11 protein-coding genes, 1 tRNA gene and 2 pseudogenes are annotated in these 9,542 nt (G+C 73.0%); 3 read left to right on the forward strand and 11 right to left on the reverse strand.

From position 1 onward, the window contains the following. The 5 genes from ABQ292_RS25005 to ABQ292_RS25025 all read right to left on the reverse strand — a co-directional run. Nucleotides 1–963: MSMEG_6728 family protein (locus ABQ292_RS25005; protein ID WP_369210417.1), on the reverse strand; the 963-nt coding region annotated here is incomplete at its 3' end. 28 nt (nucleotides 964–991) lie between these two features. After that, the gene (locus ABQ292_RS25010; protein WP_369210418.1) at nucleotides 992–1,294 is read right to left on the reverse strand and encodes a biopolymer transporter Tol; all 303 of its coding nucleotides are present in this window, start codon (nucleotides 1,292–1,294) and stop codon (nucleotides 992–994) included. Next, the gene (locus ABQ292_RS25015) at nucleotides 1,291–2,157 is read right to left on the reverse strand and encodes an NAD-dependent protein deacetylase (RefSeq protein ID WP_369210419.1); all 867 of its coding nucleotides are present in this window, start codon (nucleotides 2,155–2,157) and stop codon (nucleotides 1,291–1,293) included. The genes ABQ292_RS25010 and ABQ292_RS25015 overlap by 4 nt, the downstream gene beginning before the upstream one ends. A gap of 40 nt (nucleotides 2,158–2,197) precedes the next feature. After that, on the reverse strand, nucleotides 2,198–2,653 hold the full coding sequence (locus ABQ292_RS25020; RefSeq protein WP_369210420.1) for an SRPBCC family protein: 456 nt from the start codon (nucleotides 2,651–2,653) through the stop codon (nucleotides 2,198–2,200). Nucleotides 2,654–2,690: 37 nt separating this feature from the next. Continuing rightward, nucleotides 2,691–3,356, reverse strand: a complete 666-nt coding sequence (locus ABQ292_RS25025; protein WP_369210421.1) for a nucleoside/nucleotide kinase family protein — start codon at nucleotides 3,354–3,356, stop codon at nucleotides 2,691–2,693. A 337-nt stretch (nucleotides 3,357–3,693) separates the two neighbouring features. Between ABQ292_RS25025 and ABQ292_RS25030 the strand changes: the two genes are divergently transcribed. Continuing rightward, nucleotides 3,694–4,590 (forward strand): alpha/beta fold hydrolase, encoded by an 897-nt coding sequence (locus ABQ292_RS25030; RefSeq protein ID WP_369210422.1) that lies wholly within the window; start codon nucleotides 3,694–3,696, stop codon nucleotides 4,588–4,590. On the opposite strand, the gene ABQ292_RS25035 is transcribed toward ABQ292_RS25030, so the two are convergent. Beyond that, nucleotides 4,479–4,868, reverse strand: coding sequence for a hypothetical protein (locus ABQ292_RS25035; RefSeq protein ID WP_369210423.1), 390 nt, complete (start codon nucleotides 4,866–4,868; stop codon nucleotides 4,479–4,481). The two genes, ABQ292_RS25030 and ABQ292_RS25035, sit on opposite strands and share 112 nt — an antisense overlap. 96 nt (nucleotides 4,869–4,964) lie before the next feature. Here ABQ292_RS25035 and ABQ292_RS25040 point away from each other — a divergent pair. Continuing rightward, nucleotides 4,965–5,040: transfer RNA gene (locus tag ABQ292_RS25040), tRNA-Arg, on the forward strand. 19 nt (nucleotides 5,041–5,059) lie between these two features. On the opposite strand, the gene ABQ292_RS25045 is transcribed toward ABQ292_RS25040, so the two are convergent. The 5 genes and pseudogenes from ABQ292_RS25045 to ABQ292_RS25065 form a co-directional block, all read right to left on the reverse strand. Further along, a complete protein-coding gene (locus ABQ292_RS25045; protein ID WP_369210424.1) occupies nucleotides 5,060–6,025 on the reverse strand; it encodes a tyrosine-type recombinase/integrase in 966 nt (321 codons plus the stop codon). A gap of 152 nt (nucleotides 6,026–6,177) precedes the next feature. Further along, nucleotides 6,178–6,374 (reverse strand): annotated as a pseudogene (locus ABQ292_RS25050) (helix-turn-helix domain-containing protein); the annotation flags it as partial. A 163-nt stretch (nucleotides 6,375–6,537) separates the two neighbouring features. After that, a pseudogene (locus ABQ292_RS25055) lies at nucleotides 6,538–6,765 on the reverse strand (GrpB family protein); the annotation flags it as partial. Nucleotides 6,766–6,914: 149 nt separating this feature from the next. Then, nucleotides 6,915–7,859: a phosphotransferase gene (locus ABQ292_RS25060; protein ID WP_369210425.1), complete on the reverse strand. Its 945-nt coding sequence runs from the start codon at nucleotides 7,857–7,859 to the stop codon at nucleotides 6,915–6,917. Nucleotides 7,860–8,282: 423 nt separating this feature from the next. Continuing rightward, complete coding sequence (locus ABQ292_RS25065) at nucleotides 8,283–8,852, reverse strand: hypothetical protein (RefSeq protein ID WP_369210426.1); 570 nt, start codon at nucleotides 8,850–8,852, stop codon at nucleotides 8,283–8,285. Nucleotides 8,853–9,389: 537 nt separating this feature from the next. On the opposite strand from ABQ292_RS25065, the gene ABQ292_RS25070 reads away from it, so the two are divergent. Continuing rightward, nucleotides 9,390–9,542 carry a hypothetical protein gene (locus ABQ292_RS25070; protein WP_369210427.1) on the forward strand — a complete coding sequence of 51 codons (153 nt, stop codon included), beginning with the start codon at nucleotides 9,390–9,392 and terminating at the stop codon, nucleotides 9,540–9,542.

The raw sequence follows: 9,542 nt of genomic DNA on the forward strand, positions 1-9,542 counted from the left end.
AGCGACGAGCGGCAGCGCCGGCTCCCGGTAGGTGGTGCCGGCCAGCGCCGGCGGCAGCACCTCGGGGTCGATGACCACGGAGAACAGCGCGCGAGGGTCCTGCAGTGTCGCGGGCGGGCGGGCGGCGGCGCGCGGCACGACGCGGTCCCAGCGGGCCGGTCGGCGGTGCGGCAGCAGCTCGCGGCCCTCGAACAGGTAGTCGCCGAGCACCTCTCCCACCAGCAGGCCGGCGCCGTGCTCGATGGGCAGCGCGACCAGGTCGCCGGGGCGGATCTCGTCGAGGAAGGTCGACAGCTGGCGCAGGTCCTTGCTCGGCCGCCGTCCCGACAGCTCCTTGGCCAGGGCGCGCAGCTCGGCCGGCGAGAGGCCGGTGGCGTCGACGTCGACACCCGACTGGGTGCCCAGCCCCACGACGCCGGCGGCCAGGCACGCGCCGAGCTCGTTGTGCGCCCGCGGCCGCACGACCCAGACCCGGGTGCCCTCCGGCTCCGGCGCGGGCGGCACCTGGTCCGGGCCGGGCCACAGGTAGGGCAGGTCGTCGGGTTCGACGCCGAAGAGCGGCTGGAACAGCGGCCGGTAGAAGTCCGGGTCCTTGGCCAGCAGGTTCGAGCGGTGCGACAGGTGCAGCGCCTCGTCGCCCACCCAGGAGGGCAGCAGCCCGGCGCGGGCGAGCTCGTCCTGCGAGGCGCCGGCGACGTCGGGGGCGAACTCGGCGATCAGCGTCTGCGTGCTGTCGGCGAACCCGCGCTCGCGCCACACCTGCACCGTGGCCAGGCCGTAGACGACCAGCGCCGCCGTCCGGCCCCGCCACATGTGCACCACCGGGTGCGAGGCCCAGCCGTAGTCGGGGAGCTCGAGGGCGCGCAGCACCTGGAGGGTCTCCACCCGCTGCTTGCCCAGGCGCGGGGAGTCCAGCAGCCGGGCGCTCTCCTCGAAGTCGGCCACCGGCAGGAAGGTCTGCATCGCCGACCATCCTCCCCCGAGGCCGGGGTCAGCCGCCTTCCAGGGCGGTGAGCGCGGCCTCCCAGCGGGCGCGCCGGGCGTCGTCGTCCTGGTCCCACCAGGCCGGGCCGCGCTCGCCGAGGCCGGTCTTGGCCAGCTGCACCCGGTCGCGGGCGGCGCGCACGGCGACGGGGTCGGACGCCGTCCGGACGGCCGAGCGGGCCGTGCCGAGGTGCGACAGCAGCCGGGCGCGGACGTCGTCGGGCAGGGACGGGTCGGCCGCCCGCCACCGCCGCCCGTCGACGACGATCCAGCGGCCGTCGTCGGTGCGGCCGACCTCGCGGCGGGTCACGCGCCGCAGCGGCGGGCGAGCTCCGGCAGGACGGCGCCCAGTGGAGCGTCGACGCGGACGTCGGCCTTGGCGTCGCCGCGGGTGGGCCCGAGGTTGACCAGGGCCACCGGGATGCCGAGCTCGGCGGCGCGCAGCACGAACCGGTAGCCGCTCATGACCGTCAGCGAGGAGCCGAGGACCAGCAGGCTGCCGGCGTCCTCGAGCATGCCGAAGCAGGTGTCGACGCGGTCGCGGGGCACCGTCTCGCCGAAGAAGACGACGTCGGGCTTGAGCGGGCCGGCGCCGCAGGCGGTGCAGTCGACCATCACGAAGCCGTCGAGCACGTCGTCGGGCAGCTCGGCGTCGCCGTCGGGGTTGACCTCGTCGGCGTGCGGGCCGAAGCCGGGGTTTGCCGCGCGCAGCCGCCGGTGCAGCGGGGCGCGGCCGGCGACGTCGCCGCAGGCCAGGCAGACGGTCCGGTCGAGGCCGCCGTGCAGCTCGACGACGTCGCGGGCGCCGGCGGCCTGGTGCAGTCCGTCGACGTTCTGCGTGATGACGCCGCCGAGCAGGCCGGCGCGCTGCAGCCGGGCGACGGCGGAGTGGCCGGCGTTGGGCCGGGCGGCGGCGATCTGCGGCCAGCCGACGTAGCTGCGTGCCCAGTAGCGGTGCCGGCCGCGGGGGTCGCGGCGGAAGGTCTGCCAGGTCATCGGGGTGTGCCGACGCAGCGAGCCGGTGGCGCCCCGGTAGTCGGGGATGCCGGAGTCGGTGGACAGGCCGGCGCCGGAGAGGACGAGGACGTCGCCGTCGGCGACCAGGCCGGCCAGGTCGTCGAGCCCGGCGACCCCGGTCTGGGTCGACTCGACGGCGGAGGGGGCGGCGGTCACCGGACCATCGTCCCCTCGAACGGCGCGCCGCGCCGTGACCTCAGGCAGCGCCGGCGGAGGCGGACAGCTCCTGATCCAGCCGGCCGAGCAGGTCGTCGTAGACGCGGCGCAGGCCCCTGGGCGCGAAGGTGCGCTCGAAGAAGCCGCCGACGCCGCCGGCGCCGTCCCAGGTGGTGCGCACCCGCACGGTGCTGGTGCCGGCGTCGGCCGGGGTGACCGTCCAGGTGGTCACCATCGACGAGCGGGTGTCGCGCTCGACCAGCGTGCCGTCGGGCTCGCTCACCTCGATCAGCTGGTCGCGCACCCGCTTCGACGTCGCGGCGAACCGCCAGTGCACGCGGGTGCCCGAGCCCTGACCGCCGGCCTCGAGGCGGTAGTCGCTGAACTGCTCGGGCAGCACGCGCGAGCGGGTGCCTGCGTAGTCGGCGAGGGCGGCGCGCACCCGGTCAGCCGGAGCACGGACGACGCGTTCGGCGGTGGCCACGACCTGTCCCATGCGCCCATCCTGCCCCGCGGAGCCCGACCGGCGCCGGTCAGCGGGCCGGTTCCGCCGGGGGTGACCACCGCAGGACCTCCGCCGCGGCCGGGTCGCCGTTGTCGACGACGACGTGGGCGGCCTCCAGCGGGCGCGCCTCGGTCCGGTACAGCACCTGCGCCGGCAGGTAGCGGCCGCGGTACCGCTCCTCGACCGCCTGCACCGAGCCGAGGACCGGCAGGTCGCGCCGGACGGCGCGCGCCAGCGTCATCTCCTCCGGCACGTGCACGTACACGCGGAACGTCCACCACCGGCGCAGCTCGGGGCGGAGCAGGAACACCCCGTCCACCAGCAGCACGGTGTCCGTCGGCACGTCCTCCACCCGGACCCGGGCCGCCCGGTCGGACCGGTGGTCGAAGACGTCGACGTCGACGTCGGCCGCCCCGTGGGCGAACGGCGCGAGCAGGCGGTCCTGCAGGCCGGCGAGGTCGAAGGAGTCGCGGTAGCAGCCCTCCGGGGACAGGTCGCCGCGTCGCAGGCGCACGGCCCTGGGGGCGTGGAACCCGTCGATCGAGGCCCGCACCACGGGCCGGTCGACCAGGGCTGCGACCCGGTCCGCCAGGGTCGTCTTGCCGGCGGCGTCGGGTCCGTCGACGGCGACCAGCGCGCGTCCGTGACCACCGGCCGTCTCGACGGCAGCGGCGAGGTCCGCGACGAGCGTCATGGCGCTCCTCGTCCGGCGTCCAGCGCGGACCCCGGCTGAGCGGCGGCCTGTCCCACGCCGCCATCCTGCGCTCGACATAGCAGAGGACGCACTCGGCCGGCCGGGGCGCGGTGGGGCGCCGTCGCCACGGTGGCGAGGTGCTGCCCGAGCTCGTCGGGTGCCCGGATCTCCACGGGCCTCCTCGATCGGTGGGAGGCCAGGTCGGGCAGGGCGGACGACGGTCCCGGTGCGGCCTCCACAGCGACGGGGGGCGCCCACGGCGGCCGCCCGTCCCCTTGACGGGCAGGGGTGAGCAGGCTCACCGAGCCGCTCGTCGACCACCGGGTAGGTCTTCCTGATGAACGCACTGCTGTCCCGGACCCGCGCCGGCTCGGGCGAGCCCCTCCTGCTCCTGCACGGGATGGGCAGCTCCCGCCGCGACTTCACCGCCGTCGTCCCCCTGCTGACCGGCCGTTTCGACGTCATCGACGTCGACCTCCCCGGGGTGGGCCGGTCACCGGCCCTGGAGGAGCGGCCCACCGTCGCGGCGATCACCGACGCCGTCGAGCGGACGCTGGACGACGAGGGCGTCGGGTCCGTGCACGTGCTGGGCAACTCGCTCGGCGCCCGCGTGGCCCTGGAACTGGCGCGCCGCGGCCGCGCGCGGTCGGTGGTGGCGATCGCGCCGTCCGGGCTCAACGTGCCGCCGGAGCGGTTCGTGCAGGGCAGCGGCATGGCCCTGGCCCGCGTCGTGATGCGCACCGGCGCGACGCTGGTGGGCCCGCTGTCCCGCTCGGCCCTCGGCCGCGTCGCGCTGCTGGCGCCGCTCAAGGCCCGCCCGTGGTCCACCTCGCCCGAAGAGGCCGTCGGGGCACGGGAGGGGTTCGCCGACTCCCGCGACTTCTGGCGCACGCTGCTCTGGGGCCTGGTGCTCGACGTCCCGCGGGGGCTCGACCGCATCGACTGCCCGGTCACCCTCGTCCAGGGCGTGGCCGACTGGATCGCGTCAGGACAGACGGTGCGCTACCTGCCGCTGACCCCGGGCTCCCGGTTCGTCCCGCTCGCCTGGGCCGGTCACGCGCCGCAGTCGGACCGGCCGCGGACGATCGTACGGCTCGTCGAGGAGACCGCCGGGCAGGCCGATCAGCCCGCGGACTCCTCCGCGTTGAGGTACGAGCAGCGGAACCGGGCGCCCGACATCGCCTCGGTGAAGCGCACCTCCCAGGCCGGGTCGGTCGCCGGGAAGGCCGTGTAGACGCGGTCCTCGAGCACGACCGGCAGCCCGTCGAGGCCGGTGTAGGAGCGCCGCAGCAGCACCCTCGTCCGGCCGTCGACCTCGTCGTGCGCCGGCGCCCAGCGCGCCTGGGCGACCGCGTCGGCCACCTCGGCGCGCCGGCGCCCGGGCAGTGGGCTCGGTGGGGTCGGCCGGGCGCCGGGAGGCGTGGGCGGGCCGGCCGACCACACACCGAGCCCGTACAGCAGCAGGCCGGCGACCAGCAGCAGGAGCACCAGCTCGGCGAGCAGGACCACCATGCACCGACGGTAGCGAGCCGGGAGCGCCGCGGGTGGCCTCCGGACACCGGCCCGCTAACCTCGAGCAGCACTCCCCGCCCGGCCGCCGGCCGACGAGCCCCCGTAGCTCAGGGGATAGAGCATCGGTTTCCTAAACCGTGTGTCGCAGGTTCGAATCCTGCCGGGGGCACCATGGAAGTGCTGGTCAGCGGCTAGTCCGCGCGCCGGATGCGAGCCACAAGGGCATCAGGTCGGGGCTCGGTCAGCACCTGGTCAGCACGAGCGGCGTCCAAGCGGTCGGCGACCGCGTCCAGCTCGTCGGGGAACAGGTGGCCGTATCGGTCCAGCGTCATCTGCGCCGAGGCGTGGCCCAGCATCGACTGCACCCCCTTCACCGACGCGCCGGAGGCGATGGCGAGAGATGCGGCGGTGTGCCGGAGCTCGTGCGGGGTGAGGCCCGAGAGGCCGACGGCGTCGGCCGCCCGGTCGAACCAGTCGCGTCGGAAGTTCTGGACCCGAAGCGGCGTGCTGGCGCGGGATCCGAACACCAGGTCGCTCGGCGCCTTTCCGGCGAGCTGGCGGCCGAGGTCCTCGCGGATGAAGCGGGGCACCACGACCGATCGGTGCTGATGATCAGGCGGTGTGGACCGCAGCCGTCGGCCAGGTCGGCGAGCTGCTGGTGGGTGAGGTAGCGGCGGTCGGACTTCGGCAGGCGGGGCAGGCCGACACCGGTGGCCGGGTTTCGTGCCAGCCGGTTGTCCCTCACCGCGTCGTCCAGCATCGAGGACAGCAGGTGATAGGCCTGCCGGGTCCTGGACGCCGACAGTTCGGCGCGCATCGCGGCCACCCAGGCGACGACGTCGCTGTGTCGGACCTTGGTCAGCGGGACCGTGCTCCAGGTGGGCAGCACTCGGGTGGCCAGCAGTGACCAATAGGACGACAGGGTCTTGGGCTTGAGGTGGACTCGACCGGCCATCCAGGTCTCGGACCACTGGCCCACCGTCATCTTCGACCGACCCGGGTCGACCCAGGTGTCGTTCCTGATCGCCGACTTCTGCTCCTGCTCCCACAGGTCGGCATCCCGCTTGCGGCGGAAGTTCCCGTTCGTGTGCTGCTTGCCGGCAGCGTCGCGATAGAAGCCGACCCACTTGTCCCCGCGCTTGTATGCCAAGGCTCACCCTTCTGGTCTGGTCGCACGCCGGTAGGACACCTCGGTCCCCGCAGAAACTCGCCCAGCCATGCGCGGTCGAGGACGTGGCACGAGAGTCCGCGGCTCGCCACCGACGTTGACCTGCGCCTCTGGAGCCGGATTCCGCTCAGCCGTGCCCAGATCGCGCCGTGCATCGATCCAGGCGTGCAGGTCGTCACGGCGGTGGAGGACGCGACGGCCGAGGCGGAAGCTGTGCGGGCCGGTGCCGAGGTGGCGCCAGTACCGCAGCGTGGCGACGGGGCGCGTAGCAGCAAGGCGGCTTCGGTGATGGTGAGCAGCTCGGCGGTGTGATCGGGGCCGGGGGTCTGGTCGGTCATGGCGGTCTCCGAGAGCTGGACGGGTCGGGGCGGCTGTCACCTGGAGAAGGCGCGATATCGCGGCCATTGGTGAAAGCCCACAGCTAACTTCTCCGGTCGACCTACTGGTTTCCTCCGGTGCGTCTCCGGCGGCCGGTGACTGGGCGGGTGGGAGGATGGGCTTAGCCATCAGGCCGGGAACCGAGGTCGAGCCGACGTGCTCGATGCGCAGCGCCTCGCTGCCGAGCACCGAGCGCAGGCGGTCGGCCTCGCGGCTGAACAACCGGAGCCAGCCGGGGTCGTACGCGGCGAGGGTGATCGGGGCGTTGTGCGGTTTCCGCGGTCCGACCGTGATCTCCTGGAGCTGGTGGTCGCGGCGCTCCACGTCGGTGCCGTCCGGCTGCGATGCCATGTCGCCGTGCTCCTTCCAACGGCCAGCCGCACACCGTAACGCCGTGCCCGCTCGTGGCAGCTGGTGACGGTGGACCGGACCCGAACGACCGGTGCGGCGGCACGGGTGGGCGCGGTGACGACGGCGCGCCTCCGTCGGCCCGCATCGCGTCAGGACCTTCCGGCGCGCGACGGCCGATCGACCGCTCGGCGCAGTCCGGCGAGGGCTTCGGCGAGCAATGCGGGACGGTCCTCCGCGGTGGCGTAGGCGGCCAGCAATCCGCTCAGGCGAACGCCCAACGCGCGGGCCCGCAGCTCCCGCTCGGCGTCGACCTCGCCGTACGCCCGGAAGAAGGCCACCCGCGCCGGCCCGATGAAGGCCGTGTAGGCCAACGCCAGGTCCACGGCCGGATCGGCCAGGCAGAGGTCGCCCCAGTCGATGACCCCAACGGCGTCGCCCTCGTCGTCGAGGAGCAGGTGCCGCACGTGCAGGTCACCGTGCACCAGGACCGGGGCGCCGGCCGGTGCACTCAACCGCTCGGCGGAGCGCAGGAGGGCCTCGATGGCCGGATCCCCCGTCCAGACACCGTCCGCGACCAGCCGCCGCAGCAGCTCGCGAGTGTCGTCCATGCGGGCGCGCGGCTCTCCCCGGCGCATGGGATCCACCGGCAGCTCGACGTCCACGCCCGCGCGCGTCCGGCCATCGTGCAGCACCTGGAGGAAGCTGCCCACCGCACGGGCCGCAGCCGTCCGCGCGGCGTCGGGGAGGCCTGTCTCGGCCAGTTCTCGCCCGGGCAGCAGCCGGGCGCCGGCGAACGGCCACGGAGCGGCCGGGTCGTCATCAACGGCGACCAACTCCGGCACGGGGACCAGCAGCGGAACGACCGGAGCCAGCTGCGGCAGAACGGCCAGCTCCCGCCGGAATCCCGCAAGCGCCACCGCCCGACGGGGAAACCGGAAGGCCCAGCAGTCACCGACGACGTAGACGGTGTTGTCCCACCCTTGGGCCAGCGGCACCACCGGCAGGCCGCGCAGCGCAGGAAAAGCGGCCGCGATCAGTGCCGTCGCCCGCTCCCTGGTACAGGGCCGCTCACCGGCCCATCGCGGAGCGCTCACCACGGGCTTCCGAGAACGACCACGGTCGCGAGCGCCACGGCGATCGCTCGGAGGTCCAGCAGCGACCTGGCGCCAGCGCGAGCCATCCGCATGCTCATGACGAGCTCCTCGCCGCGGGCGGCGATCCCGCTATCGGCCGTCCCGATCAGGACAGCAACACCGCCCGGACGGCAACGCTCGACCAAGAAGCCCAGCGGTCCCCGCCGGTGGGCGCCCATCCTCCTCGGCGCCCATGAACTCCCCTGAACCGCGCCGGCGCCCCGAGCGGCTCACTTTGGGACACCCTGCCCTGTGAGCGACCTCCCCGGCCCTGTCGCGGCCTGTCTGGAAGGACCGGCGAGCCACTGCACGCGGGATGATCAGCGAAGCCAGCGGTGCAGCGACTTGCGGCCCGCGGCCTTCCACGGGTCACGGAAGACTCGCCTACTCTGGCGGGGAGGCTGAGATAACTGTGAGAAGGATGCCGGCAATCAGAATCAGAGTCGGCATCGCGATCCAAAACAGGTGTGAGTCATGAAAGACCTTGCCGACCCCCCGGAAGGTGATACGCTTGACACGGTCGATGAACGCGTTGCCGTGTTGTAGATATTCAGTCTCTCCGGCATCGCGAAGGCTGGACAAGCCCAGGCCGAGCCCTTCTTCGCTGAAGAACAAGCGATCCAGTTCATGTCTCACACAAGAGGCCCTTGCCGCATTCCTGACGTAGCGGTCCAGGTAAAGGACCGAAAATACGGCAGAGAAGAGCCCGACGCCCGTGATTACGAGGCACAGGCCCAGGTCGGCGCGGTCGATGGCTCTGTCAAGAGTTATTACGGCGATCAGCGCAGACGTCAATAGCATTGCAAAATTGATCGCATTCGTCCTGACGAGTTCTACGTGGCGCACCTGATTGCGCAGTTCCGTATACTCTCCCCACAGTAGGTCCTTCTGGACCTTCTGGAGGTCAGTAAGGACTTGATCGTCTACCCTGACCTTCAGACTTCCGGTTTCCATAATTGACCTCCCGCGCCGGCGCTGACGGAGCACTACGACTAGATGGCGGTCCCACACCAGAGAGGGTCCAGGGTGGCCGTCACCTCGGCGTCACGCTGGCATAGCTCAAGTCAGCCGTCATGGACATCCCGCTCTGGCCCGAGACCTGCTGACCGCCATGGTGTCGCCAGAAGGTCATCGAGCGCCGCCCAGACGCCTGCGGGCTGCTCCCGGCCCGGCTTGAGAGGGGCTTTCGGTTAACCCCGAGCCCATGCTTCCTGTCGGGGCGGTGGTCCTTCAATCCTGCCCGAGCCGATCGCTCTCGCGGACAACGTGGTGGAGCAGCCAGTGCTGTCCGGTGCCCCGTGCAGCAGCAATGACGAGGGTGCGTCGTCGGCGGTGATGGCGGTGGAAACTGACTGCGGCTATCTCTGAACGGCCCACTCAAAGCCAGGTGGGATGCGCGGCAGCCTTCCGAGCCCGGCGGCGCGGCGCCCTGAGCGGCCGGCGCTGCTGGCCTTAGGAGGGGCGGCGTCGACGTGCTGCCACAGTGAGCACATGTCCAAGGAGCGGTTCGCGCACGACGGCTTGCTGTCGATGGAGCCTGGCGCCGACGACCGCGCGCCGGGCGGCGTCATCACCGTCGCACTGTGCGGCAGCTGGGAACACGAGCCGCCATGCCCGCTCGCTCCGCACCACACGCGGGCTTAG

Source organism: Geodermatophilus maliterrae (genome assembly GCF_041018925.1).
GTDB lineage: Bacteria > Actinomycetota > Actinomycetes > Mycobacteriales > Geodermatophilaceae > Geodermatophilus > Geodermatophilus maliterrae.

Coding starts and splice junctions, on each gene's coding strand:
- ABQ292_RS25020 (WP_369210420.1), bottom strand. CDS start 2,653: ATGGGACAGGTCGTGGCCACCGCCGAACGCGTCGTCCGTGCTCCGGCT.
- ABQ292_RS25025 (WP_369210421.1), bottom strand. CDS start 3,356: ATGACGCTCGTCGCGGACCTCGCCGCTGCCGTCGAGACGGCCGGTGGT.
- ABQ292_RS25030 (WP_369210422.1), top strand. CDS start 3,694: ATGAACGCACTGCTGTCCCGGACCCGCGCCGGCTCGGGCGAGCCCCTC.
- ABQ292_RS25035 (WP_369210423.1), bottom strand. CDS start 4,868: ATGGTGGTCCTGCTCGCCGAGCTGGTGCTCCTGCTGCTGGTCGCCGGC.
- ABQ292_RS25065 (WP_369210426.1), bottom strand. CDS start 8,852: ATGGAAACCGGAAGTCTGAAGGTCAGGGTAGACGATCAAGTCCTTACT.
- ABQ292_RS25070 (WP_369210427.1), top strand. CDS start 9,390: ATGTCCAAGGAGCGGTTCGCGCACGACGGCTTGCTGTCGATGGAGCCT.